The following is a 22,774-nucleotide window of genomic DNA, read 5'->3' as shown; positions in this document are numbered from 1 at the left end:
AGGTAATCCTGTCACCATGACAATCATGTTATGGTGACAGGGGTTTAGGGCAGTTATGCTGACCTAATTTCAACAGGCCGCCTTGCTATGAACCTGTGCGGCCCCGGGAGGGTTTCATGCCGCTGGATACGTTTCTGGCCCTGCTGCTTTTTGCTTTCACGACCTCGATCACCCCAGGGCCGAACAATATGATGCTGTTTGCCTCGGGCGTGAATTTCGGCTTTCGCCGCACCATCCCGCATATGTTCGGCATCGGGGCGGGTTTCCTGTCGCTGCTGCTTGCCGTAGGTCTGGGGCTCGGGGCGCTGCTGCATACGGTGCCGACGGTCTATATCGCGCTGAAATTTGCCGGTGGCGCCTATCTCGTCTGGATCGCCTGGAAGATTGCGACATCGCGGTCGCTGAGCGAAGGCAAGAGCGGCGTGAAACCGATGTCCTTCCTTGGCGCTGCGGCCTTTCAGTGGGTCAATCCGAAGGCTTGGGTGATGGCGGTCACGGCGATGGCAACCTATACGAATCCGGAGCTTTATCTGATCAGCGTGCTGCTCGTCGGCCTTGCCTTTGCGACGGTCAATGTGCCCTCGGTTTCCACCTGGGCGGGCTTCGGTTCGGCGCTTCGGCAGTGGCTTTCCGATCCGGTGCGGCTGAAATGGTTCAACATCACCATGGCGGTGCTGCTCGTGCTCAGCTTGTGGCCGATGCTAAAATAGCGTCGGCTTTGATAGCATTAACAAGAGAATGCCTGTTACCGCGAAGAAGGCCGGAAAGCCGAAGGCGAACCAGACGCGGTAGAGGCTGAAATAGGCCGGCGGCAGGGCAGTGCCCGAGGCGGCTGCTGCGCGGGCGAGATTGCGCAACCGGATCTGGATCCAGACGACCGGCAGCCAGAAGATGCCGGTGACGACATAAAGCACCAGCGATAGCGCAATCCAGCTTTCCGTCAGATCCCAGCCGATGATGCGGGCAAGAAGATAGCCTGTCACCGGCTGGAGAATGGCGGCTGTGGCCGTAAAGACCGTATCGGCGATGACGACGGTGCCGGCGACATGGGCGATCAGGACAGGGTTAAGGGTGCGATGGGCCATCACCATGAAGAAGGCGATACCGGCGCCGGTGCCGAAGAGCACAGTTGCGCCGACAACATGGGCGAGAAGCAGCAGTTCTGCGAGCATCAGCGTTCATCCAGGATGGCGAGTGCCGCAAGCGTCAGCAGCAGCGATGGCAGGATCTTGACGAGCGGCCCAAGCGGATCGAGCCAGAGCGCGGACTCCAGCATCGTGCCGCCCAAGAGATAGGCGAGGGAGACGACGAGCATGCCGAGGAGGGCGCGGCGGGCGAATGGACGCAAGAGGACTGCAGCGCCGAGCGCGATATCGATCAGGCAGGTGAGGACTGTCACCGTGACCGCAGCGCCCGCGGGCATGAAGGGCAGGAAGTGAGCGCTTGCCTGCGCGGGGGCCAGAAGCGGGATGAGGCCGGATAGCAGCCAGAAGAGCGACAGCCCGGCAATGACCGGCGCCTTCAGGAGATAGAGGCGGGCAAACCATAGGTCCTGAACGCCGGAGGGATGGGCGGCGAGCGTCTCCGCAGCCGAGAGTGTCGGCAGACCCGAGGGCGTGGGGCGGTCCATGCGCACACCCTCGGACATGACGGTCATGGCGGTAGAGCGTAGCGGCGAGCGCCAGCCGAGATGGCCGGCAATATCGGCAAGCCATGAGACCGGCCTTGCGATTGCCGGCGGGATGGAGATGACAGGCGCATCCGGCAGGCCGAGCCAGGCGCGATGCAGTTTGACGAGGCTTGCGAGCGTGTGCCGTTCCTCAGCGGCGAGTTCGATATCGCTGCCGGAGGGGAGTGCGTCCGAGATCGCGGCCAAGACGGCAGAGGCGACATCTTCGGCGGCGACGGTTTCGACCGGGCTGTCGGCATGGATGAGCGGCAGGGCAAGGGGGAAGGATGCAAGCGCGCGCAGAAGTGCGGTGCCGCCGTGGGCGTTGCGGCCGAGCACGAGGGATGGGCGCAGGATCACGTAAGGCAGGCCGGATGCTGCAAGCGCTGTATCGGCAGCACGCTTGGTGGTGAGGAAGGGCAAGTGGCTGCCGGCGCCGTCGGTTCGGGCGGAGATCTGGACGATCAGCGTCACGCCAGCTGGTCGCGCCGCTTGCTGGAGCGCGATCATTGCGCGTTGCTGGGTGGCTGCGAGATTGTCCGAAAGACCGTCCTGGAGGGCGCCGGCACTGTTGACGACGACGTGCTGGCCTTCCAGCACAGGCCCCCAGTCGGCCACATTGGTCATCTTCTCCAGATCGGCCCGGATCCAGCGGATAGCGGGCTGGCGAACCCGTGCCCGGTCGGGATTGCGGGCAAGCCCGGTCACGGTGCAGCCGTCCGCAAGCAACTGTGCTGCGATCGCCGAGCCGATGAAGCCTGTGGCACCGAGAATCAGGATGTTCATAGTGGGAGACTACCGAAAAACGGCATATCGAGCAGGGGGCGGCCGTGTAATGCCCGCGTATTGCTCGCAAGAAACTGCCTCGCTTTCATGCCGGATGGCTTAGGCGATAAGGCGGGGATCGAGTTTGGCCATGGGAATAGCGCATTCGGTGACGATCCGCGCCGCCAGGGACGGGTCGAGCGGCGGCCTGACCTGGTAGAAGGCAAGTTCCAACGCCAGGCCGATCGCGAAAGGTCGCCTGCTGATGGGCACGATATTTCGATCGAGAGCATCGGCCAACTTCGGCCACAGGCGGCGAACGTAGGCAAGGGGCGTATCGCCTGGACGGTGTTCATCCATCAATCGCGGTATTCCGAACTGCGGATGTCCGATGGTTGAGACCACGTAACGAAGCGCTTCCATCGCCATCTCTTGCGAGATCACAGCACCGGACCTTCTTGCCGCGCCGTATGTCAGGTTGAGCAGGGAATCATGGTTTTCCAGAAGGAAGGCGTTCGGCAGATTGCCAGTATAATAGCGGGAGCCATCCTCGGTTTCCATGGCGATGAGATCAGCGTCGTCGCTGAGCTGTCCGGCGGAAGCGATATCAAAGGCGGTGAGGACGCACGAAAAACCGCCAACCGATCCCAGGGCTGCGAACAGATCGATCGAATGAACATTGCCGTCCGTCGCCATTTCCTGAATCACGTGGTCGAGCAGGGCGCGTGCAACCAGCCCCGGGCTCTGCACGGTATCTTCGGTCTCACGCCGGCGCGGATCGGCAGAGGCCGAGCTGTCGGCAAGGCTCTCCATCTCCTCTCGCGGAGGGGCGGACGGGGGCGCGGGTGGCCTGGTGCTGCGGCCGAATGTCGGAACTTTCATGTGTGCGATGTTGAGATGAAGCCGTTAACGTTTGGTTAGGATCACGGCGAAAAATAAGGAGTTGCTTAATTAGCTCCATCTTCAACCTTTGCCGATTGCATTCATTGGGGCACTTCTTGGCGAGAAATACGCTTGGCGGTCCTCCGATCGGCGCATAAGATTGAGCGCTCTACCCTGGAGAGCGCCATGCGGCACAGAGACGACCACGCAGATCATGACCACGATCACCATGATCATCACCACGACAACCACTATTCGGACATGCAGGCGCGTGTGAAAGCGCTGGAAACGCTGCTGACGGAGAAGGGGCTGATCGATCCGGCGGCGATCGATGTGATTGTCGAGACCTATGAGACAAAGGTCGGGCCGCGCAATGGTGCGCGTGTCGTTGCGAAAGCCTGGAGCGATCCCGACTTTGCCGAATGGCTGAAGCGGGATGCGACGGCGGCGATTGCGAGCCTCGGTTACACCGGCCGGCAGGGCGAGCATATGCGCGCCGTCTTCAATACATCAGACACGCATAACCTCATCGTCTGCACGCTCTGCTCCTGCTATCCGTGGTCGGTGCTCGGCCTGCCGCCTGTCTGGTACAAGGCGCCGGCCTATCGCTCACGCGCGGTCATAGATCCGCGCGGCGTGCTTGCGGAATTCGGGGTGACGCTGCCTGAGAGCAAGAAGGTTCGCGTCTGGGATTCGACGGCGGAACTGCGTTATCTCGTCATTCCCGAGCGGCCACAGGGGACCGAAGGCATGGACGAGGAGGCGCTTGCCGATCTCGTCAGCCGTGATGCGATGATCGGCACCGCAATTGTGGGCAGCCCGAAAATTTCGGGTGCCGGCAACCCGGAGGTCACCCCATGAACGGCCCGCACGATCTCGGAGGCCAGATGGGCTTCGGCCCCGTCGCGCCCGAAACGAACGAACCCTATTTCCATGCCGAATGGGAGAAGCGGGCGCTCGGCATCACACTGTCCTGCGGCGCTTTCGGTGCCTGGACGATCGACGAGAGCCGGCATGCGCGCGAAAGCATTCCGCCGGCCGATTATCTTGCGGCGAGCTATTACGAAATCTGGATCCGCGGCATCGACATGCTCCTGGAACGCCATGGTTTTGCGAGCCGCGAGGAGCTGCTGTCCGGGCACAAGCTGCAGGATGGCACGGTGCCGAAGCGGGTGCTGAAGGCCGATATGGTATCAGGGGTGCTCGCCAAGGGCGCTCCCTGCGACCGGCCGGTCGAGACCGCGCCGCTTTTCGTTGTCGGAGAAGCGGTGAAGACGAAGAATTTCAATCCGGCGAGCCATACGCGGCTGCCGCGTTATGCGCGTGCCAAGACGGGCGTGATCGAGGCGGTGCAGGGTTCCTTCGTCTTTCCCGATGACAACGCGCATGGCAAAGGCGAGAATCCGCAATGGCTCTATACCGTCGTCTTCGATGGCGGCGAGATCTGGGGCGAGGGCGCCGATCCGTCGCTGACGGTGTCGATCGATGCGTGGGAGAGCTATCTTGAGCGTATGTGAGACGCCCTCGCAACTGGCCCAATCGCCGGGTCTGCCGAAGTCGCCGGAGGGTGATCCCGTCTTCCCGGAGCCCTGGGCGGCGGAAGCCTTCGCCATGACCGTGCATCTGCATGAGAAGGGGTTGTTTGCCTGGAGCGAATGGGCGGAAGTCCTGTCCAGGGAGTTGCATAAGCCTGGCCGTGCCGAAGATGGCAGCGATTATTTTGACTGTTGGGTGGCGGCCCTTTCCGAGCTGCTTGTCAGCCGTGGTGTAGCGGATGCTTCCGCCATTCTCGACCTGCAGAAGAGCTGGCAGCGGGCGGCGGAAGCGACGCCGCATGGCAAGCCGATCGAGCTTGCCAACGATCCCCAGCGCTGAGATCACGGCCTGACGCTGTCGATCGGATTTATCGACAGGCACACGCTCAAGTTTTATATTTATGCAAGGAATCACGGCGATGATGCCATCGCAAACCCAGCTGATTCCCGCTCAGGCATGACGCCCGGTCAAACCTGCACATTGCGCCCGTGATGGTCGAGCACATGCGCACGAGGACCATGCATGACTTCGATTTCATCGACCAATGAAGCCGCCTTGCTGATCCTTCAGCAGAGCATTTCGCCTGTGAATTCCACCGACGCCAAGAAGACCGATGGTGACAATCTGGTGGCGATTGCCCATGGCCAGCCGGTCAAACAGACATCCGGCATGAGCCCGCAACCGACGGCCGCGCAGTCCAAGATCTCGGATGCCTTGTTCAGCGTGAACGATCGAAGCGTGACCCAGATGAAGCTCGATCTGATTGACCGCGCAGGCGAAGCGCTCGGCGTGAAAAAGAGCGACTATGCATCGATGGATGCGTTCGTCGCTGCGACGAAAAAGGCTTTTTCTGACCTTAAGAGCAAGCCGGACGGGGCGCAGGCCATTGCCAAGATCGAGCGCGATCTCGGTCTGGATAAGCTCGGCATCACGCTGGAAGATCTTATCAACAGCGCTGATGATCCAGACAAGAACGACAAGGTCACGCAGGCCTTGAAGAAGCAGCTTGCCGAGGGTGCTGAGGGCGGTTCTATGCTCAAGCAGGATGAAATCGGCCGCTACCAAGTCGTATCGGCCTGATCGCGTAGTCTGCGTGCAGTTCCCCTTTTATGACGGGAACTGCCGGTAACATTCTTCGGCCACCTTGCGCAGCATGTCGCGGGAGATTTCGCCCGTTACCGCATAGCCGAGTTCACCGTCGATCCAGTAAAAGGTCTCGACATCCTTGGCAGAGGCGAAGCGGAAGCTTGTCGTCCTGTTTTCCTTGTTGCGGCCGACGATGACGGTGAGGCGTTCGCCGCCCTGGTCCTCGTACATGAACATGGCGCCCGGCCTGTTATCGACAGGCAGCAGGCGGCCGCCGACAAGGTGGAAGCCGAGGGATTTCAGGTCCGGCACCTTGAGATCGGGGATTGCCAGCCGCTTGCCGAGCCAGGTCGCCAGATGCGCTTCCTCATTGGCGAAGACTTCGACCGGGTGGCGCACTTCGCCGGCATAGACGAGGAAGGCGGTTTCGGCCTGCTTCGGCAAGGTCTCGGATTCGGCCAACTGCAGCGGCGGGCGTTGGAAGAGCGGCGGGATGAAGCGATCGCTGACGGCGCCAAGCGCGAAGAGCATGACGGCGGCAGCGGCAAGGGCAGAGCGTGTCTTCCAGGGGGAGGCAGTGTCAGCCGGTGCCACCATCCGGAGATCGGTGTCGCGGCTCTTCTCATAGCCTGAAAACAGGGACTTGATGCCGGCATTCTGCGCCTGCCAGCCGGCGACCATGGCGGCTTCCTCGGGGTTTTCGGCGAGGTAGGCTTCCACGCGGGCGCGGGCGGCCTCCGGCAATTGCCCGTCGGCAAAGGCGTGCAGGTCCGCTTCGGTCACGGTGGGGTTGGTCTCGTTCATTTCGGTCTCCGAAGCGTAATCACATTATCGGCTTTCATATGGTCGCTCATGCGCTGGCGTGCGCGCGACAGGCGCGACATGACGGTGCCGATCGGGATGTCCAGCATGGTTGCCACTTCATGATAGCTGTAGCCTTCGATGACGACGAGCATCAGGACGGCGCGGTAGTCTTCCGACAGACTGTCGAGAGCCTGTTCCAGCCGCAGGCGCTCCAACGGATCGGCCTGGGCATCAGGACCGGCAAGTTCTTCGACGGCGTCGAGCTCGATCAGCCGGTCGCGGGGGCTGGCGCGGCGGGTGTTGCGATAGAGGTTGGTCATCGTCGTCAGGACCCAGCCGCGCAGGTTGATGCCGCGCCACTGGCCGCGCCGGGCCAGAACCTTTTCCACGCAATCCTGAAGCAGATCCTCGCCTTCGACATCCGAGCGGGTGAGGCTGCGGGAATAGCGCCGGAGCGAGGGAAGGAGGGCCAGGATCTGGCCCTCGAACGTATCGGGTGAGGGGGGCTTCACGCTGGCCTCATCAGGGCTTGGCAAGATCCCAGGAGCCGCCTACGCCGTCGCCGGTGATGTCGCCGGACTTGGTGTCCTTCACCCAGTAATAGAGTGGCATGCCGTCCTTGGCCCACTGCTTCTTTCCATCCTTACGTTCAACGAGTGAGTATGCACCATCGGCCTTGGCGTCGCTAGGAGCAAGGAAGGGCGGCCAGTTGGTGGCGCACTTGTCGTAGCAATTCGTGACGCCCTTTTCGTCCTTCTTGTAGGTGTAGAGCGTCATGCCCTTTTCACCGGCAAGAACCTTGCCCTTGGTCGTTTCGACGGTGGTGACCGCGGGGGCGGCGAACGCTGCAGTGGCGGTGGCAGCAACGACTGCCAGCACGGACAGGAATTTCACGGACTTCATGGTCTCTCTCCTCGGGTTGGGCACACATTTTTGCGATACCGGAGATGAGACACGGCAGGCGTCCGTTTTATTCCCGTTTCTCTTTCAAACGTCAGTTCGGATTGAAAACCACATAGCAGTCCCGTCCGGCAGCCTTGGCGCTATAGAGGGCGCCATCGACGTTGCGCAGCAGTTCGCGGCGGCGGCGGCCACCTTGCGGGGCGAGTGCGGCACCGATGCTCAGGCGGGCGAGGATCGTATTCCCCTCGATGGTGAAGGGGCTGCGGAAGGCCGAGAGCAGGCGTTCGGAGACGGAGACCAGCGCTTCGGTGTTCGGCGGGTTCGGTACGAAGATCGCAAATTCGTCGCCGCCCATGCGCACGACGATGTCGCCGGAGCGGATGACCGAACGGATGCGGTTTGCCGCCTCGCGCAGCACCTCGTCGCCGATATGGTGGCCGAGCGTATCGTTGATCGACTTGAAGCCGTCCATGTCGAGATAAAGGGCGCCGAAGGTCTGACCGGAGGCAAGGGCTGATTCCAGCGCGCGGTCGACGATGGCATCGAGTGCGGCGCGGTTGAGGAAGCCGGTCAGCGGATCGGTCATGGCCGCAGTGCGCAGGCTGCTTTCGGCAAGGCCCATGACGAAATTCGCCTTCTGCAGCCGCAGAAGCGCCCTCGCGACACGAGCGAAACGGCGAAGATTGGCCGCCTCTTTTTCGGTGAAGAGGCGCGGCTTCTGATCGAGAATGCAGAAGGCGCCGACGACCAGTTCGTTTTCCAGTTCCAGCGGTGCGCCGGCATAAAAACGGAAATGCGGTGGGCCTGTCACATAGGGCGCGGCATTGAGCTCCGCATCCTGTTCCAGATCGGGAACGACGACCATGTCGTTGGCAAAGACGACACGGGTGCAGAAGGAAAGGTCGCGCGGGCATTCCGAAAGCTGCATGCCCGCTTCGCCGGCGATGCGCAGCCAGTCCTCGTCGACGATGTTGACGGCGGCATAGGGCATTGCGAATGCATTCTTGGCGAGCTCGGCAAGTGCTGCAAGCTCCGGCGTCGGGCTGCTGCTGATGGCGCTCAGCGAGCGCACGGCAAGCAGTCTCTGCGGTTCGTTAACTGGAATTCGGACAGTCTGTCCCATTCGAATCTCCGCCTCTTTGTCATAGACAGGAGCTAAAGTGGCGCTCTTGCCAATCTCCGCAAGAGCTAAAATTCACCAGCGTTAACTGGCAGTTGCCGCAGGCGGCGTCGCGGCGAGCCGTGCTGATGACGCTTGCGAGGCTAGGCAGGGCAACGGAAAGGTTCTAGTGTCGGCCCGCCTGCGTGACTGGCGAGACAGATGGGGAACCATCGGGAAGCGCAGGCTGCCGATGCCGCTCGCCTGGGCACCAAAATAACCCCTGTAACCTGTGCCATGCCCATGCAGATAGAAAATCCCCGCCTTATCGAAGCCCTTTCGCAACTTGATCAGCTCACCAACTGGGAACAGCGTCCACGCGGCGAAATGCGCGTCGGACTGGAGCCGATCCTCGATCTCTCCGCCCGTCTAGGCGATCCGCACCGCGCCTTCCGCTCGATCCATGTGGCGGGCACCAAGGGCAAGAGTTCGACTTCGGCGCTACTCGAAGCAGGCTTGCGCCATGCCGGCATTTCCGTCGGGCGTTATGCCTCGCCGCATGTGGAGCATATTTCCGAGCGTGTCAGCCTGAATGGCCAACCGGTCGAAGAGGCTGTGCTCGCCGAGGCGCTCTTCCTGGGGCTCGATGCTCTCAAGGCCGCAAGGGCGGAAGGGACGGCGGCGGAAGCTGCAACATGGTTCGACATACTGACAGCGGCCGGTTTCCTGATTTTCCGCGATGCGGGCGTTCAATGGGCCGTGATCGAGACGGGTCTCGGTGGCCGGCTGGATTCAACCAATATCGTCGACAGCGATGTTTCCATCATCACCAATATCGGCCTCGAGCATACGGAGATATTGGGCAAGACACGGGCGGCCATTGCCTTCGAAAAGGCCGGCATCATCAAGCCGCGCTCGACCGTCGTCACGCCGCTCGATGCGGATGATGAAGCCGGAGCAGTGGCTGCCAAGCGGGCAGCAGAGATCGATGCGCGTCTCATCCGTCCGGATTTTTCCGGAGCGTCGACGATTGCCGGTCGTAATGTCGCTGTCGCGGGTGCCGCGCTCGATGTACTTGGCGAACTCGGCATCAAGGCGCGCGAAGGCAAGGCGGTCGGCGGATGGCTGATCGATGCAGAGGCCGAGCGGGAATCGCAGCTGCCGGGGCGGCTGGAGCGTTTGATCGTGCCTGTCTCTGGGTCTGTTTCGGGGCCTGTCGCGGGCAGAGGTGTTGCCGTTGCGCTCGACGGGGCACATGTGCCGTTCAATCTCGAAGCAGTGCTTGACGACCTCTCCGGCATGGAAGGATTTGTCGGGCCGGGCATTGCTGTCGTGGCGATCGCGGCAGACAAGGATGCCGCCGGGCTTCTCGAGGTGATGGGCCGCTACGGCGTCTCGCCGATCTTCACCTCGGTTTCCAATCGTTTCCGCTCTCCTGCCGAATTACAGACGCTTGCCGGTCAGATCGGTCTCGCGAGTGAGGTGATCGACGATCCGCAAACAGCCTATGAAAAGGCGCTCGAACGGGCAGCGGCCTCCGGCGCCTGGGTGATCCTGACGGGATCGCTCTATCTCGTTGGCTTGCTGCGCGAGCGGGTCATCAGCGAGGCTGCGAAGAGCTAGGTCGCTTCAAGGAAAATTCCGCCTTGCCTATGCCGGGCGAATCCTGCCAAGTCGCTTCCATGCAATTCGCCCCACAACAGGATGAAGCCCTGAAAGCCGTTTCGAACTGGCTGAAGGAGGGCAGGTCGCCGCTCTTCCGTCTGTTCGGCTATGCCGGCACGGGCAAGACGACGCTTGCCAAGCATTTTGCCGAGCATGTCGATGGCGACGTACTGTTTGCCGCCTTCACCGGCAAGGCGGCACAGGTGCTGCGCTCGCGCGGGGCGTCGAATGCCAAGACCATCCATTCGCTGATCTACCGGCCGCGCGGCGAGGAAGAGATTGCCGACGAGGAAACCGGCAAGACATCGATTGCGCCGATGTTTTCCATCAACCGCCAGAGCCCGGTCGCCAAGGCGGCACTGATCATCGTCGACGAGTGCTCGATGGTGGACGAGGCGCTCGGCAAGGACCTGATGAGCTTCGGCACGCCGATCCTTGTGCTCGGCGATCCCGGCCAGCTGCCGCCGGTCACCGGCGGCGGCTACTTCACCAATCAGGACCCAGACTACCTGCTGACCGATATTCATCGGCAGGCGCGCGACAATCCGATCATCAAGCTTGCCATGCAGGTGCGTGAGGGCAACGAGATCATGTATGGCGACTATGGCAAGGCGCAGGTGATCTCGAAGAATGAGGTGACGCAGCCGCTGGTCATGGATGCCGATCAGGTGCTCGTCGGCACAAACAAGACGCGGCGGCGCTATAACCAGCGTTTGCGGGAGCTCAAGGGTTTTACGACCGAACATCCGCAGACCGGCGACAAGCTGGTCTGCCTGCGCAACGACCCGGCCAAGGGCCTGCTGAATGGCTCGCTCTGGCAGGTCATGACCTCATCCAAGGAAACGACCAAGCCCGGCATCAACCTGCTGGTCCGCCCCGAAGATGACGATATGGATCGTGGGGCTGCGAAGATCAAGCTTCTGAAGCAAGCCTTCGAGAATGTGGAAGGCGAGATCCCCTGGAACACACGCAAGCGCTATGACGAGTTCGATTACGGCTATGCGCTGACGGTGCACAAGGCGCAGGGTTCGCAGTGGAACAATGTCGTATTGTTCGACGAAAGCTGGGCCTTTCGCGATACGCGCGAGCGCTGGCTTTACACCGCGATTACGCGCGCAGCAGAGACGCTGACAATCGTTCGCTAAGATTGGCGTCCGCTGGAAACTGGCGTTTGTGCTCCTACAGGGATGCGGTGGCGGCCGCTGCCAAGTGATCAGGCCTGCACGATGCCGAGGAGAACCGCCTTGGCGATCGCCTGAAAGCGGTTGTTGGCTTGGAATTTCATGATGATATCGGCTTCCAGCGCGCGCGTTTCCTCATGCCTGAGGTCGAGGGCGCGGGCGATGCGCTGCGTCGAATATCCCTCGGCCATCAGCTCCAGGCATTGGCGCTCCTGATCGGTCAGGCTTGCCGGATCCCTGTTGTCGTTGATCGGCGGCAGGTCGAGGCTGCTGTCGTAATCGAGAAGGTCGCTCACCTGCTGCAGCTGCCGGTGCAAAGTCGACATTTCGGCCGTCAGTTCGCGCTTGCGTTGGGAGAGGGCCTCGCGGAAGATCGACTCGGCCTCTTCCTGGGAGGCCGCGCTGCGCAACACGTCCATCAATTCCTGGATGACGGCGATCGGCATGCCGGTTTCGCGGCAGACGGTGATGACCGCCATGCGCATGACATCATCCTGATCGTAAACGCGCATCAGGCCGATGCGGTTTGCGGAAATCAGGCCCTTCTCTTCGTAGAAATGCAGTGTCCTGTGCGTGACGCCGAATGCGTTCGCCATGTCGGCGATCGGAACGGGACCTTGTGGGATATCCGGCGGCAAAGCGGCCGAAGGCAGGAACCGGTATTTTGACCGGGCCTCCGAAGCAATACCGGCGGCAGCAAACAAACGTTTGGAACCGTCTGGCATGAACCCTCCTGGGGCAGATAGTTGCACCTCATGCGGCTTTGCCAGTTGCTTCCGGAGCGCAGCGAGCGGGGTTTTCCTCTAGCGTTCTTATCGTTGGAAGAAGCAGTACTCGGCGTACTTACTCGTTACGTGGCGCCCACTTTATGCGCGGACGGGTTCTTTTGTAAGTGCTAAAAATAACCGTTTTTAAATGGGATAGCAATGTTGCGGCATCTCAATCCGCCTCTTGCTTGGTATGTGGTAAAATAAAACCACACGGTTCGTCGTCGCTGACGAATGATCTTCGAAGGGAACGGGAATTACTTTTTTCGGTACGCCCCTGACGTCGATCGTCATGGTGGGCGCGACTATCAAGGACAGGCATGAATGCATGTGCGAATCTCATTGGCGTTCGCGGACAGCTTGCCTTAAAAGCAGGACCAGTCGCCATCCCAGACGGATATTGCCATGCCCGCCAAACTCTCCGTGAACCTCAATGCTATCGCCATGCTGCGCAACCGGCGCGATCTGCCCTGGCCAAGCGTGGAAGGCCTCGGTCGCATCGCGCTTGCCGCTGGTGCCTCAGGGCTGACCGTGCATCCGCGGCCGGACCAGCGGCATATCCGCTTTTCCGATCTGCCCGTGATCCGCAATCTGATCGACGACGAGTTTCCGGAAGCCGAATTCAATATCGAGGGCTATCCGACCGAGGAATTCCTGGAGCTTTGTGCCAAGGCCCAGCCGGAGCAGGTGACGCTCGTGCCTGATGATCCCTCGCAGGCGACCTCCGATCACGGCTGGGATTTCCGCAGGCATCAAGCCTTCCTGACCGATGTCGTAGCGCGGCTGAAGAAGATGGGATTCCGTGTTTCGCTGTTTGCCGATGGAGATGGCGATGCGGAGGCGGTGAAGGCTGCGAAAGCGACGGGCGCTGACCGAATCGAGCTTTACACTGGCCCCTATGGTGGTTGCTACGATGCGCCTGAAAGGGTAGGGCCGATCCTCGAAGGGCTCGGCAAGACGGCGGATGCCGCACTTGCGCTCGGCCTTGCCGTCAATGGCGGCCATGATCTCACAGTGGAAAATCTTCCCGCGCTCGTGAAGCGCATTCCCGCGCTCGCCGAAGTCTCGATCGGCCACGGCCTGGCGGCGGATGCGCTGGAATATGGCATGGCGGAAACGGTGCGCCGCTTCTGCCGGGCCTGCGGCCAGAAGATCTGAAAGAAGAGGCCCGCCCTCGGTGGATGTGGGGCGAGCCTTAGAGCGCCGTGCGTCCATTCGGACGCACAAAGGACGCTCTAACTCTTTGAATCTACGCATCAGGCTTTCCGAAAATCGATTCCGATTTTCGGGCCGATGCTGTAGGCAGGCTCAGGCTGTGAGCGCGGCCTTGTTGGCGACGAAATAGTCCTTCAGCGACTGCGGCTGCTTGCCCGTCAGCTTCGTGAAATCGTCGGTGACGATGTCGAACTTGCCCGCGCGGGTATTGGCATCGGCCGAGACCAGCATGTCGGCAACGAAGCCCGGCAGGCCGGCGCCGCGGATGCCCTGGCCGAGCTGTTCGTCGGTGACATCAACGACATCCAGCGGCTTGCCGGTGGCTTCGGTGGCGATCACGGCAATTTCCTTCGGCGTCAGCGACTGCTTGCCGGTCACCGTGTAGGTGGCGCTGGCGGAGATGCCTGATGCCAGCACCGAGGCGATGGCTTCACCTTGGCCTTCACGGCAGCGGCGACGGCAGCCTTGTGCTGGATCAGGCGCTTGCCGGGGGTGTCGAGGGCGTCAGTGCTGATGATCAGCAGGCGATCGACGCCGGCAAAGGCGGCTTCGAGGCTGCCGGCGTCATCGAAATCCGCCTTGCGGGTGACAACACCCTTGGCGGCGAGGCTCGCGAGTTTTTCCGGGCTGCGGGTCGCGGCGATGATGTTTGCCGGGGCGACCTTGTAGCTTTCGATCAGGTGATGGACGACAAGCTGGCCGAGCTGGCCTGCAGCGCCGGTGACGAGAATGGTTTCGCTCATGATATCCTCTAGTGGTTGACAGGTGGTCTCAAAAAGAGAGTAACACTAGAATAGGAATTGACTGGGTGCTGTAAAGAAGGCAGTTTTTCGGGACTTCGTTACCAAAAGGGAACCACCTCATGGCAGGCACAGTCGTCAATCTGAAGGCCAGAGCGCGCCAATCAAAAGGACCGGCCGATGGGCCGGGGGGCGCGCGGCGCGAGATCGACCTTGCCAGCCTGGATTTCACCAATTGCCCGGTCAGGGACATGATGCAGCAGATTGGCGGCAAATGGTCGACGCTGCTTCTGGAGGCGCTTGCCAAGCAGCCCTATCGCTTCGGCGAGCTGCGCCGCATGATCCCGGATATTTCCCAGCGCATGCTGACCCAGTCGCTGCGCGACCTGCAGCGGGACGGCTATATCGAGCGGGAGGTTTTTCCGACGAAGCCGCCGAGCGTGGAATACCGGATGACCGATCTTGGCCGCTCGCTCTACACGGTGCTGTCGCAGCTTCTGAACTGGGCCGAGGCGAACCATGACGATGTTCGCGCGGCACGACTGCGGTTCGACGCAGACGCTGTATAGAGCGCAATTCCGGACGCAAAACCGCTGCACGCTTTTGCTGGAATTGCTTTAGGGGATCAGGCGGTCGAGCCGCCTGACCTAGACTTGATTACTTCTCGCGGCCTTCCGTCAGGAAGAACAGGAAGGAGACTGCGGGGAAGCAGAAGCCGATCCAGGCCGCCATCGACCAGCCGCCCGTCGCATAAGCCCAGCCGCCGAGCGCCGAGCCGATGGCGCCGCCGGTGAAGAAGGTCGCCATGAAGAGGCCATTCAGGCGGCCGCGATGTTCCGGGCTCAGGCCGTAGATCGCACGCTGACCGCAGACGAGATTGGTCGTCACGCCGAAATCCAGCAGGATCGCCGCAGCCGTCAGCAGGATGAGCGCCGTCAGCGAGCCATCGGTGGCGAAATGGCTGATGAGAAAAGAGCCCATGCCGAGCAGCATGGCGAGCGTCGAGGCGACCTTCGTCATGCCGCGGTCGGCAAGGCGGCCGGCGATCGGCGAGGCGATGGCGCCGGCGGCACCGGCAAGTGCAAACAGCGCGATGCCGTTCTGCGAGATGCCGAAGGCGGGGCTTGCGAGCAGCAGCGGCGCGGTCGTCCAGAACAGGCTGAAGGCGCCGAACATGCCTGCCTGATAAAGGGCACGGCGCTGCAGCACGCGAGAATGCACCGCAAGGTGGGTCATCGAGGCCAGCAGTTCGCCATAACGCAGCTTCGTGTGGGGGACGCGGACCGGCAGATTGGCGCGCAGCACGATGCCGAGCGCGATCATGACGGCGGCGGTGACGTAATAGACCATATGCCAGGAGGAAGCTTCGGCGACGAGGCTTGCGAAGGGGCGGGCGAGCATGATGCCACAAAGCAGTCCGCTCATGACATTACCGACGACCTGGCCGCGCGTCGCGTCCGGCGCCATGCTGGCGGCGAAGGGGACGAGGACCTGGGCTGCGACCGAGGCCAGGCCGATACAGAGCGAGGCTGTCAGGAACATGCCCGGCGTGGAAGAGAAGGCCGCACCAACAAGCGCAAGTGCGGAGGCGGCAATCAGCGTCAGGATGAGGCGGCGGTTTTCAAAGAGGTCGGCGAGCGGCACGATCAGGAGCAGACCGAGGCCATAGCCGATCTGCGTGAGCGTGACGATGAGGCCGGTTGCGGCTGGCGAGAAGCCGAGATTGGCGCTGATCGGGCCTGCCAGCGGCTGGCCGTAATAGAGGTTGGCGGCGACGAAGCCGCAGGAGGCTGCAAAAAGGAAGGTTAGCCAGGGGGATAGGGCGCGGGGCGCAACCTTATCCGGCGTGGTGGCTGAAACGCTCATCAGAAACTCCAATAGGCAATGATCGGGAGGATTGAATGCAATTTAATCGTCTGCCGCCACCCGATCCCTGACCGGATGACGATATTTCGGTCGTCAAGTCACGAGCCGCATCGCGGCCTCGACTGTAGCCATCATCTCTTTCTCGCCGCGTCCCGTCCTCCCGATGACACGCAAGCCCTTGGTCAGGCAGAGAAAGGTGAGGGCCGTGGCATCAGCATCCACGGTCGACGGAATAGTGCCATCGGCCTGGCCGATGCGGATAAGATCGGCCATCAGCTTTTCGTCAGCGGAAAAGGCGGCGGCCACATGCTCCGCAGCTTCTTCGTCCAGCAGAGAAAGATCGTTTGCGCCGCCGACGACGAGGCAGCCCTTGAGGCCCGCTTCGCCATGGGAAAGCTCGGCGTAATACGTGACCATCTGGGAGACTTTTTCGCGGCCGGTCTTAACGGATGCGATCTTTGCCTCCAGCCGACCGCGGCCGAGCTGACGATAGCGCTTGAAGGCGGCAAGGAAGATGCCGCGCTTGTCCTTGAAGGCCTTGTAGACGCTGCCGGAGGCAAGGCCCATGGCTTCGGTCAGTTCGCTGATGGAGGCGGCGTGGTAGCCGCGCTCGGAGAAGACGCGCAACGCAGCATCGAGTGCTGCGTCCATATCGAATTCGCGCGGGCGGCCGCGGCTGCGGGTTTTTACATCAGGTGTCAGGGTGTCAACGGTCATGCGCCTAATTAGGGAATGACCGTTTCCAAATCAAGTGAAATTTCTGCGACGCAGCAAGATCAGAGATCGAGCACCCAGGTCTGGCCGTTGGCTTCCGGGCCGAACATGCGGTGTCTCTCCTCGGAGACAAGCCGGAAACCGGCTTTTTGATAAATGGCGCGGGCGGTGTGGAGGAAGTCGTTGGTCCAGAGCGAGATTTGCCGGTATCGCTTACGGCGCGAGAAGGTGATGCACTCATCGACAAGGCGTTTGCCGAGGCCGAGACCGCGGGCGGCCTTGTCGACATAGAGCAGGCGGAGCTTCGCAATGCCATCGCCGCCATTGGTGATCAGCACGGAGCCGAGATTGATGCCGCCGCGCTCGGCGATCCAGCAATATTCCATCTCGGGGTCGAAATTGGCGAGGAACTTGCCGGCGACATCAGCGACCAGCCCTTCGAAGTGCAGATCCCAGCCATATTCCTCGGCATAGAAGCGCCCCTGGCTCTGGACGATCCAGCCGATATCACCGGCGCGATGCGGGCGGATGATGGCGGCTGCCGGTCTTGCCTGTGGATCGAGGATCGAGCGGATCGTGCGCATGGCGGCAACGGCGGCCTGCGGCTCGCCATCGGCCAGCGTGTCGAAGCGGGCGGCGATCTGGGCATTCGAGCGGCGGCCAAGCTCTTCGAACTGGCTGCGTCCCTTGCCGGTGACAGTAAGGATCTGGCTGCGCTGGTCGGCGGGATCGGGCGTCGCCTCGATGAAGGCTTCTTCGCGGAAGCGTTTGAGAATGCGGCTGAGATAGGCGGGGTCGAGCTGCAGGTCGCGGGCGAGAGCGCCGGCATTGACGCCATCATGGGCGCCGATCTCGAAGAGCACGCGCGCATCCGTCAGCGTGAAGGGCGTGTCGAGATAGGCCTTGTTCAGCAGGCCGAGGAAGTTCGTGTAGAAGCGGTTGAATTCGCGGGCGGATTCGATGAGGGAAAGGTCGGTCATGGCAGGGTCTCCTGATGGAAACCCTGCTGCTTTTATTTGACTGAGTCAACTAAATTGAGGGCTCAGGCTGCGTCTTCTTCTTCGTTTGCGATTTCTCCCTCGAGCGCGAAATCGACGGCGGCGCGGGCATGGATTGCCGTCGTATCGAATCCAGCAAGGGGAAGGTGATCCGGGTTGAGGATCAGGCAGATTTCCGTGCAGCCGAGAATGATGCTGTCGGCGCCATTGGCGCGGGCGCGTTCGATCACCGCCATCAGCTTCTGGCGAGAGCTGCCGAGCACCTTGCCGGCGCAGAGCTCGTTGAAGATGATGTCGTGCACGGTGGTGCGGTCGGCGGCGTCGGGCACCATGATGTCGAGGCCGAGGCCCTTCATGCGGTCGGTATAGAAGCCGTGCTCCATCGTGTAGCGCGTTGCAAGCAGCAGCGGGCGCTTGCAGCCGGCTTCGTGGATCGTCTTTGCGGTCTCGTCGATGATATGGATCAGCGGCACGGAGATGTGCGAAGAGACCTCGGGTGCGATCAGATGCATGGTGTTGGTGCAGATCAGCACGCAATGGGCGCCGGCAATCTGCAGGCGCAGTGCGATATCGCCGAGGCGCGAGGCAGCCATATCCCAGGTGCCGGCCTTCTGCAGGGCAACGATCTCCTCGAAATTCACCGAATGCAAAGTGAGTTCGGCAGAGGCCAGGCCGCCCAGGCGCTCGCGCACCATTTCGTTGATGAGACGGTAATAGACCGCAGAACTTTCAAAGCTCATACCGCCGATCAGGCCGATATTTTTCATGGATTCTCGCTCCCTATGGTGTTTTCGAATGCAGGAATGATGCAGCAGATCAGGTGCGACGTGTTTGCATTGTTTGTGTTTTTGCATCGATATGTGCTAAGGTTTTGCGGCATTTCTTAGTTTCTTGCAAAATTTCAGCGTTGGCCATCATGATTGACGATCGCGACAGGCGGATTCTCGATATCCTGCAGGACGATGCAGGCATCTCCGTGACCGACCTTGCAGAGCGCGTGGCTCTGTCGGTCTCGGCCTGTTCGCGGCGCATCCAGCGGCTGGAGGAGAGCGGCTACATCGCGCGTCGCATCGTCGTGCTGGATCGCGAGCGGATGGGCGTGCCGACCACGCTCTTTGCGCTCATCAAGACGGCGCATCATTCCGACGAATGGACGGAGGCCTTCCGCCGCGCGATCAGCGATATCCCCGAAATCGTCGAAGCGCACCGGCTGACCGGCAATTACGATTACATTCTGAAGATCGTCCTGCCGCGTGTCGAGCACTACGATGTCATCTACAAGCGGATCGTGCGGCGGATCGAGCTTTTCGACGTTTCGGCATCGATCTCAATGGAACTGATGAAGAGCGGCACGGCGATCCCCGTTAGTTACGCCAATTGAGCGAGCGACCTAGAGCAAAGCCGCTTCCAATGCTGATCGGTTGCGGAGCATCCAGGATGCGCTCCTTGTGCGCCACGCTATGGCCCATAGAGATTCTGGGTCTTTTGTCTCCGGCGTGACGCGGGCCTCTTTCGCCTGCTCGGCAGCATCGTAAACAGCAAATGTGAGCAGTTTATCGAAAAAGCCATCTCGCTGCGCTTTCGAAAAACCATAACCGTCGAGCAAATAGCGAACCTGCCGTGCTCTCGTCATAGCCGAGCCAAGGTTCATTCTTTCCGCTGTATCGTCATCGAAAAGCTGGGCGTTCAACCAGCAAGCTTGCGCCAGTTCGATGTCTATTCCGACCGGTCCGGCAACCTCCCAATCGATGAGGGCGATTGGCGAGTTGGAGCGAGAGACAATGTTCCAAGAGCCGGTGTCGCAGTGACCAATGACACGCGGACCGGTTCCGAGTTCGCGGCCAAACCACCCGCGCCAGATCGCATTGTCTGGAACCCTGAACGAAGACGTCGCCTCGTGGAGTTGCCGGAGCATATTTCCGAGCCGCGTCATGGCCTCATCACTCCAGGGCCCCGGATGGACAAACTCTCCCTCGATAAACGAGAGGGTTTCGCGGCCCCGCTCGTCAAAACCTGTGCCGACGACACGGGGACATGCGGTGAATCCCACCTGCGCAAGATGTCTCAGCAGCGAAATAGTGGTCGGAGACCAGGGGCCGCTCTGGCGATAAACGATACTGCCCTGCCGAGACACTTCGCTGCGCCCGCCGCCAGTTAAAATGATTTCCTCGTCCATGCCCGGAATGTATGCGGAAAACGGTTTTGATGACAATGAGGATGGCACGGACGTGAAGGGCATATCTGCAACGATCAAAGCCGATCGGGATGCAGGGGAGATATGCCGAAACAGCGGTTGAATACTTCCGGCGAAAGGCGACATTTGCTGCAGCAGAATGACAAAAAGGGGTAGGTCATGAGCGAACATCACGTCGTCGTTGTCGGCGGCGGTTTCGGCGGGCTGCAGCTCGTCAATGGATTGAAAGGCCTGGGATCAAGGGGAGGGGGCGTGAAGATCACGCTCATAGACCGGCGCAACCACCATCTCTTCCAGCCTCTGCTTTATCAGGTAGCAACGACCATCCTCTCCACTTCAGAGATCGCCTGGCCGATCCGCCATCTCTATGCCGACCGGCCCGAGGTGACCACGCTGCTCGGCGAGGTCAACGGCGTCGATGCCAAGGCAAAGACCGTTTCCTTACGCAGCGGTATGGTGTTGAACTACGACACGTTGGTGCTGGCGACTGGTGCTACGCACGCTTATTTCGGCCACGACGAATGGGAACCTGTCGCTCCGGGCCTGAAGACGCTGGAAGATGCGACGACGATCCGCCGCCGCGTGCTGCTCGCCTTCGAGCAGGCGGAAGTGGAAAGCGATCCGGCGGTGCGCGACGCGTTTTTGACCTTCTCCATCGTCGGGGCCGGCCCGACGGGCTGCGAGCTTGCCGGCATCATCGCCGAGTTGGCGCATTTCACGCTGCCCAAGGAATTCCGCAATATCGACACACGCAAGACCCGCGTCGTGCTGATCGAAGCTGGGCCGCGTGTGCTGCCGGCCTTTGCCGAGGATCTCTCGGCCTATGCGCAAAAGGCACTGGAGAAGCTCGGCGTCGAGGTGCTGACGGGAACGCCGGTGACGCAGTGCACGGCTGACGGCGTGACCGTCGGCGAAAACTTCATCCCGAGCCGCACCATCGTCTGGGCCGCCGGCGTGCAGGCTTCGCATGCGGCGCGCTGGCTGGGCGTGCCGGCCGACCGGGCGGGGCGCACCATCGTCGAGAAGGACCTGACGGCGCCGGGCCTGCCCGATGTCTTCGTGATCGGCGATACGGCCTCTGTGATGCGTGAGGATGGCAAGCCGGTGCCGGGCATTGCGCCGGCGGCCAAGCAACAGGGCGGCTATGTGGCGAAGGTGATCCGCGCCCGCATATCCGGCAAGCCCGCGCCAGGGCCGTTCAAATATTGGCATCAGGGAAGCCTTGCGACGATCGGCAAGAGCGCGGCGATCATCGATTTCGGCCGTTTCAAGCTCAAGGGCTGGCTCGCCTGGTGGATCTGGGGTCTCGCCCATATCTACTTCCTGATCGGTACGCGCTCGCGCTTCACCGTCGCCTGGAACTGGTTCTGGATCTATATGAGCGGCCAGCACAGCGCCCGGCTGATCACCCAGCGCGAGACCATGCGCGACGGGTAGGGCGAAACAGACTACAAAGAAAAAGGGCGGCTCCGGGAGCCGCCCTTTCTGTTTCATCAGGCTGCCAGCGAGGCGATGTCGATGACGAAGCGGTAGCGGACGTCGCTCTTCAGCACCCGCTCATAGGCTTCGTTGACCTGCTGGATGTTGATCTTCTCGATCTCGGAAACGATGTTGTGCTCGCCGCAGAAGTCGAGCATTTCCTGAGTTTCCTTGATAGAGCCGATCATCGAGCCGGAAATGCTCTTGCGGCCGGGTACCAGCGAGAAGGCGTGAACCGGGATCGGGTTTTCCGGAACGCCGACCACCACGAAGGCGCCATCCACCTTCACGAGGCCAAGATAGGCGTTCCAGTCGATCTCGGCGCTGACGGTGCAGATGACGAGGTCGAAGGCGCCGGCGAGCTTCTTGAAGGTTTCCGGGTCGTTGGTGGCGTAATATTCCTTGGCGCCGAGCTTCAGGCCGTCTTCCTTCTTGGAGAGGCTCTGGGAGAGCACGGTGATATCGGCGCCCATGGCAGCACCGAGCTTGACGCCCATATGACCAAGCCCGCCCATGCCGACGATTGCGACCTTCTTGCCGGGGCCGGCCTTCCAGTGGCGCAGGGGCGAATAGAGCGTGATGCCGGCGCAGAGAAGCGGTGCGGAGGCATCGAGCGGAAGGTTGTCCGGGATGGACATGACATAGCCTTCCTTGACGACGATCGAGTCGGAATAACCGCCCTGGGTGCGTGTCTTGCCGTCGGCTTCGAAATCATTGTAGGTGCCGCTGAGACCCGGCATGTACTGTTCACGGTCGAGGTCGCGTTCGGCGCAACCGATGCAGGAATCGACGAAGCAGCCGACGCCGACGCGGTCGCCGACCTTGAACTTGGTCACGGCGGAACCGACGGCCGTCACGATGCCGGCGATCTCATGGCCGGGCACGATCGGGTATACGGCGTTCTTCCACTCGTTGCGGACGGTATGGATGTCGGAATGGCAGATGCCGGCAAACTTGATGTCGATGACGACGTCGTCCGGGTTCGGGTTGCGGCGCTCGAAGGTGAAGGGGGTGAGCGGCTTGGAAGCGTCGGTGGCGGCGTAGCCTCTTGCAATAGGCATGGGAGCCTTCCTTTTCGATTTCAGGGGTGGGGTGAGAGGATGCCCGGACTATTGCCCGGAACCGCGCATCAGCGTTAGAGCGATACTCTCTGCTTTTTGCACGATCCTGCAAAAGTGAGCCGGCCACCTGTTTGCGAAATGGAAAAGGAG

25 protein-coding genes, 1 pseudogene and 1 riboswitch are annotated in these 22,774 nt (G+C 61.4%); of the genes and pseudogenes, 11 read left to right on the top strand and 15 right to left on the bottom strand.

Translation table 11 applies throughout. From position 1 onward, the window contains the following. The first annotated feature begins 116 nt into the window (after positions 1 to 116). The gene (locus tag AC1DTN_RS11195; protein WP_439015888.1) at positions 117 to 710 is read left to right on the top strand and encodes a LysE family translocator; all 594 of its coding nucleotides are present in this window, start codon (positions 117 to 119) and stop codon (positions 708 to 710) included. On the opposite strand, the gene AC1DTN_RS11190 is transcribed toward AC1DTN_RS11195, so the two are convergent. From AC1DTN_RS11190 to AC1DTN_RS11180, 3 genes are all read right to left on the bottom strand, one after another. Further along, complete coding sequence (locus AC1DTN_RS11190; protein WP_310387561.1) at positions 702 to 1,172, bottom strand: DUF2269 family protein; 471 nt, start codon at positions 1,170 to 1,172, stop codon at positions 702 to 704. The genes AC1DTN_RS11195 and AC1DTN_RS11190 overlap by 9 nt on opposite strands. Then, positions 1,172 to 2,455: an SDR family oxidoreductase gene (locus tag AC1DTN_RS11185; protein ID WP_442206150.1), complete on the bottom strand. Its 1,284-nt coding sequence runs from the start codon at positions 2,453 to 2,455 to the stop codon at positions 1,172 to 1,174. The genes AC1DTN_RS11190 and AC1DTN_RS11185 overlap by 1 nt, the downstream gene beginning before the upstream one ends. Before the next feature lie 99 nt (positions 2,456 to 2,554). After that, positions 2,555 to 3,247 (bottom strand): hypothetical protein, encoded by a 693-nt coding sequence (locus AC1DTN_RS11180; RefSeq protein ID WP_442206149.1) that lies wholly within the window; start codon positions 3,245 to 3,247, stop codon positions 2,555 to 2,557. 255 nt (positions 3,248 to 3,502) lie between these two features. Between AC1DTN_RS11180 and nthA the strand changes: the two genes are divergently transcribed. From nthA to AC1DTN_RS11160, 4 genes are all read left to right on the top strand, one after another. Continuing rightward, the gene (nthA, locus tag AC1DTN_RS11175) at positions 3,503 to 4,177 is read left to right on the top strand and encodes a nitrile hydratase subunit alpha (RefSeq protein WP_442206148.1); all 675 of its coding nucleotides are present in this window, start codon (positions 3,503 to 3,505) and stop codon (positions 4,175 to 4,177) included. Beyond that, complete coding sequence (gene nthB / locus AC1DTN_RS11170; protein WP_442206147.1) at positions 4,174 to 4,833, top strand: nitrile hydratase subunit beta; 660 nt, start codon at positions 4,174 to 4,176, stop codon at positions 4,831 to 4,833. Before nthA ends, nthB begins: the two co-directional genes overlap by 4 nt. After that, a complete protein-coding gene (locus AC1DTN_RS11165) occupies positions 4,820 to 5,191 on the top strand; it encodes a nitrile hydratase accessory protein (RefSeq protein ID WP_477920926.1) in 372 nt (123 codons plus the stop codon). Before nthB ends, AC1DTN_RS11165 begins: the two co-directional genes overlap by 14 nt. 183 nt (positions 5,192 to 5,374) lie before the next feature. Continuing rightward, positions 5,375 to 5,932, top strand: a complete 558-nt coding sequence (locus AC1DTN_RS11160) for a hypothetical protein (protein ID WP_442206145.1) — start codon at positions 5,375 to 5,377, stop codon at positions 5,930 to 5,932. 27 nt (positions 5,933 to 5,959) lie between these two features. Here the strand turns inward: AC1DTN_RS11160 and AC1DTN_RS11155 are convergent, their stop codons facing one another. From AC1DTN_RS11155 to AC1DTN_RS11140, 4 genes are all read right to left on the bottom strand, one after another. Further along, positions 5,960 to 6,742 (bottom strand): anti-sigma factor family protein, encoded by a 783-nt coding sequence (locus tag AC1DTN_RS11155; protein ID WP_442206144.1) that lies wholly within the window; start codon positions 6,740 to 6,742, stop codon positions 5,960 to 5,962. Continuing rightward, on the bottom strand, positions 6,739 to 7,254 hold the full coding sequence (locus tag AC1DTN_RS11150) for an RNA polymerase sigma factor (RefSeq protein ID WP_113323353.1): 516 nt from the start codon (positions 7,252 to 7,254) through the stop codon (positions 6,739 to 6,741). Before AC1DTN_RS11150 ends, AC1DTN_RS11155 begins: the two co-directional genes overlap by 4 nt. A gap of 10 nt (positions 7,255 to 7,264) precedes the next feature. After that, entirely contained in the window at positions 7,265 to 7,645 is a 381-nt protein-coding gene (locus AC1DTN_RS11145) for a COG4315 family predicted lipoprotein (protein ID WP_439015880.1), read from the bottom strand. Between the two features lie 91 nt (positions 7,646 to 7,736). After that, positions 7,737 to 8,768 (bottom strand): diguanylate cyclase domain-containing protein, encoded by a 1,032-nt coding sequence (locus tag AC1DTN_RS11140; protein ID WP_477920925.1) that lies wholly within the window; start codon positions 8,766 to 8,768, stop codon positions 7,737 to 7,739. Between the two features lie 172 nt (positions 8,769 to 8,940). Further along, a riboswitch (ZMP/ZTP riboswitch) is annotated at positions 8,941 to 9,021 on the top strand. A 20-nt stretch (positions 9,022 to 9,041) separates the two neighbouring features. Between AC1DTN_RS11140 and AC1DTN_RS11135 the strand changes: the two genes are divergently transcribed. Together AC1DTN_RS11135 and AC1DTN_RS11130 are read left to right on the top strand one after the other, a co-directional pair. Beyond that, positions 9,042 to 10,367, top strand: a complete 1,326-nt coding sequence (locus AC1DTN_RS11135) for a bifunctional folylpolyglutamate synthase/dihydrofolate synthase (protein ID WP_477920923.1) — start codon at positions 9,042 to 9,044, stop codon at positions 10,365 to 10,367. Between the two features lie 59 nt (positions 10,368 to 10,426). Further along, positions 10,427 to 11,554, top strand: coding sequence for an ATP-dependent DNA helicase (locus AC1DTN_RS11130; RefSeq protein WP_113323371.1), 1,128 nt, complete (start codon positions 10,427 to 10,429; stop codon positions 11,552 to 11,554). Between the two features lie 68 nt (positions 11,555 to 11,622). Here the strand turns inward: AC1DTN_RS11130 and AC1DTN_RS11125 are convergent, their stop codons facing one another. Further along, on the bottom strand, positions 11,623 to 12,315 hold the full coding sequence (locus AC1DTN_RS11125) for a MerR family transcriptional regulator (RefSeq protein ID WP_007817771.1): 693 nt from the start codon (positions 12,313 to 12,315) through the stop codon (positions 11,623 to 11,625). 447 nt (positions 12,316 to 12,762) lie between these two features. On the opposite strand from AC1DTN_RS11125, the gene AC1DTN_RS11120 reads away from it, so the two are divergent. Beyond that, positions 12,763 to 13,515, top strand: a complete 753-nt coding sequence (locus AC1DTN_RS11120; protein ID WP_477920922.1) for a pyridoxine 5'-phosphate synthase — start codon at positions 12,763 to 12,765, stop codon at positions 13,513 to 13,515. A 150-nt stretch (positions 13,516 to 13,665) separates the two neighbouring features. Here the strand turns inward: AC1DTN_RS11120 and AC1DTN_RS11115 are convergent. Then, positions 13,666 to 14,315 (bottom strand): annotated as a pseudogene (locus tag AC1DTN_RS11115) (NmrA family NAD(P)-binding protein). Positions 14,316 to 14,434: 119 nt separating this feature from the next. Here AC1DTN_RS11115 and AC1DTN_RS11110 point away from each other — a divergent pair. Then, the gene (locus tag AC1DTN_RS11110; protein ID WP_113323347.1) at positions 14,435 to 14,881 is read left to right on the top strand and encodes a winged helix-turn-helix transcriptional regulator; all 447 of its coding nucleotides are present in this window, start codon (positions 14,435 to 14,437) and stop codon (positions 14,879 to 14,881) included. 88 nt (positions 14,882 to 14,969) lie between these two features. Here AC1DTN_RS11110 and AC1DTN_RS11105 read toward each other — a convergent pair whose 3' ends face one another. The 4 genes from AC1DTN_RS11105 to AC1DTN_RS11090 form a co-directional block, all read right to left on the bottom strand. Further along, the gene (locus tag AC1DTN_RS11105) at positions 14,970 to 16,178 is read right to left on the bottom strand and encodes an MFS transporter (protein ID WP_477920921.1); all 1,209 of its coding nucleotides are present in this window, start codon (positions 16,176 to 16,178) and stop codon (positions 14,970 to 14,972) included. 93 nt (positions 16,179 to 16,271) lie between these two features. Then, on the bottom strand, positions 16,272 to 16,895 hold the full coding sequence (locus tag AC1DTN_RS11100; protein WP_310387535.1) for a TetR/AcrR family transcriptional regulator: 624 nt from the start codon (positions 16,893 to 16,895) through the stop codon (positions 16,272 to 16,274). Positions 16,896 to 16,954: 59 nt separating this feature from the next. Then, positions 16,955 to 17,872, bottom strand: coding sequence for a bifunctional helix-turn-helix transcriptional regulator/GNAT family N-acetyltransferase (locus AC1DTN_RS11095; RefSeq protein WP_477920920.1), 918 nt, complete (start codon positions 17,870 to 17,872; stop codon positions 16,955 to 16,957). 62 nt (positions 17,873 to 17,934) lie between these two features. Next, positions 17,935 to 18,657 carry an aspartate/glutamate racemase family protein gene (locus AC1DTN_RS11090; RefSeq protein WP_477920919.1) on the bottom strand — a complete coding sequence of 241 codons (723 nt, stop codon included), beginning with the start codon at positions 18,655 to 18,657 and terminating at the stop codon, positions 17,935 to 17,937. 149 nt (positions 18,658 to 18,806) lie between these two features. On the opposite strand from AC1DTN_RS11090, the gene AC1DTN_RS11085 reads away from it, so the two are divergent. Continuing rightward, positions 18,807 to 19,271: an Lrp/AsnC family transcriptional regulator gene (locus tag AC1DTN_RS11085; RefSeq protein ID WP_310387529.1), complete on the top strand. Its 465-nt coding sequence runs from the start codon at positions 18,807 to 18,809 to the stop codon at positions 19,269 to 19,271. Between the two features lie 9 nt (positions 19,272 to 19,280). Here the strand turns inward: AC1DTN_RS11085 and AC1DTN_RS11080 are convergent, their stop codons facing one another. Continuing rightward, positions 19,281 to 20,255, bottom strand: a complete 975-nt coding sequence (locus tag AC1DTN_RS11080) for an aminoglycoside phosphotransferase family protein (protein WP_477920918.1) — start codon at positions 20,253 to 20,255, stop codon at positions 19,281 to 19,283. On the opposite strand from AC1DTN_RS11080, the gene AC1DTN_RS11075 reads away from it, so the two are divergent. After that, positions 20,244 to 21,521, top strand: a complete 1,278-nt coding sequence (locus AC1DTN_RS11075) for an NAD(P)/FAD-dependent oxidoreductase (RefSeq protein WP_477920917.1) — start codon at positions 20,244 to 20,246, stop codon at positions 21,519 to 21,521. The genes AC1DTN_RS11080 and AC1DTN_RS11075 overlap by 12 nt on opposite strands. A 56-nt stretch (positions 21,522 to 21,577) precedes the next feature. Here AC1DTN_RS11075 and AC1DTN_RS11070 read toward each other — a convergent pair whose 3' ends face one another. After that, positions 21,578 to 22,624 carry an NAD(P)-dependent alcohol dehydrogenase gene (locus AC1DTN_RS11070; protein WP_113323340.1) on the bottom strand — a complete coding sequence of 349 codons (1,047 nt, stop codon included), beginning with the start codon at positions 22,622 to 22,624 and terminating at the stop codon, positions 21,578 to 21,580. Positions 22,625 to 22,774: the final 150 nt, after the last annotated feature.

The organism is Rhizobium sp. 01T444 (assembly GCF_056398305.1).
The sequence above is the reverse complement of the archived record's forward strand: the minus strand, read 5'-3'. Positions and strand labels throughout refer to the sequence as shown.

Excerpts from the sequence above, each read along its gene's own strand:
- AC1DTN_RS11195 (WP_439015888.1), top strand. The coding sequence starts at position 117 with ATGCCGCTGGATACGTTTCTGGCCCTGCTGCTTTTTGCTTTCACGACC.
- AC1DTN_RS11190 (WP_310387561.1), bottom strand. The coding sequence starts at position 1,172 with ATGCTCGCAGAACTGCTGCTTCTCGCCCATGTTGTCGGCGCAACTGTG.
- AC1DTN_RS11185 (WP_442206150.1), bottom strand. The coding sequence starts at position 2,455 with ATGAACATCCTGATTCTCGGTGCCACAGGCTTCATCGGCTCGGCGATC.
- AC1DTN_RS11180 (WP_442206149.1), bottom strand. The coding sequence starts at position 3,247 with ATGGAGAGCCTTGCCGACAGCTCGGCCTCTGCCGATCCGCGCCGGCGT.
- nthA (WP_442206148.1), top strand. The coding sequence starts at position 3,503 with ATGCGGCACAGAGACGACCACGCAGATCATGACCACGATCACCATGAT.
- nthB (WP_442206147.1), top strand. The coding sequence starts at position 4,174 with ATGAACGGCCCGCACGATCTCGGAGGCCAGATGGGCTTCGGCCCCGTC.
- AC1DTN_RS11160 (WP_442206145.1), top strand. The coding sequence starts at position 5,375 with ATGACTTCGATTTCATCGACCAATGAAGCCGCCTTGCTGATCCTTCAG.
- AC1DTN_RS11155 (WP_442206144.1), bottom strand. The coding sequence starts at position 6,742 with ATGAACGAGACCAACCCCACCGTGACCGAAGCGGACCTGCACGCCTTT.
- AC1DTN_RS11145 (WP_439015880.1), bottom strand. The coding sequence starts at position 7,645 with ATGAAGTCCGTGAAATTCCTGTCCGTGCTGGCAGTCGTTGCTGCCACC.
- AC1DTN_RS11140 (WP_477920925.1), bottom strand. The coding sequence starts at position 8,768 with ATGGGACAGACTGTCCGAATTCCAGTTAACGAACCGCAGAGACTGCTT.
- AC1DTN_RS11135 (WP_477920923.1), top strand. The coding sequence starts at position 9,042 with ATGCCCATGCAGATAGAAAATCCCCGCCTTATCGAAGCCCTTTCGCAA.
- AC1DTN_RS11130 (WP_113323371.1), top strand. The coding sequence starts at position 10,427 with ATGCAATTCGCCCCACAACAGGATGAAGCCCTGAAAGCCGTTTCGAAC.
- AC1DTN_RS11125 (WP_007817771.1), bottom strand. The coding sequence starts at position 12,315 with ATGCCAGACGGTTCCAAACGTTTGTTTGCTGCCGCCGGTATTGCTTCG.
- AC1DTN_RS11120 (WP_477920922.1), top strand. The coding sequence starts at position 12,763 with ATGCCCGCCAAACTCTCCGTGAACCTCAATGCTATCGCCATGCTGCGC.
- AC1DTN_RS11110 (WP_113323347.1), top strand. The coding sequence starts at position 14,435 with ATGGCAGGCACAGTCGTCAATCTGAAGGCCAGAGCGCGCCAATCAAAA.
- AC1DTN_RS11105 (WP_477920921.1), bottom strand. The coding sequence starts at position 16,178 with ATGAGCGTTTCAGCCACCACGCCGGATAAGGTTGCGCCCCGCGCCCTA.
- AC1DTN_RS11100 (WP_310387535.1), bottom strand. The coding sequence starts at position 16,895 with ATGACCGTTGACACCCTGACACCTGATGTAAAAACCCGCAGCCGCGGC.
- AC1DTN_RS11095 (WP_477920920.1), bottom strand. The coding sequence starts at position 17,872 with ATGACCGACCTTTCCCTCATCGAATCCGCCCGCGAATTCAACCGCTTC.
- AC1DTN_RS11090 (WP_477920919.1), bottom strand. The coding sequence starts at position 18,657 with ATGAAAAATATCGGCCTGATCGGCGGTATGAGCTTTGAAAGTTCTGCG.
- AC1DTN_RS11085 (WP_310387529.1), top strand. The coding sequence starts at position 18,807 with ATGATTGACGATCGCGACAGGCGGATTCTCGATATCCTGCAGGACGAT.
- AC1DTN_RS11075 (WP_477920917.1), top strand. The coding sequence starts at position 20,244 with ATGAGCGAACATCACGTCGTCGTTGTCGGCGGCGGTTTCGGCGGGCTG.
- AC1DTN_RS11080 (WP_477920918.1), bottom strand. The coding sequence starts at position 20,255 with ATGTTCGCTCATGACCTACCCCTTTTTGTCATTCTGCTGCAGCAAATG.
- AC1DTN_RS11070 (WP_113323340.1), bottom strand. The coding sequence starts at position 22,624 with ATGCCTATTGCAAGAGGCTACGCCGCCACCGACGCTTCCAAGCCGCTC.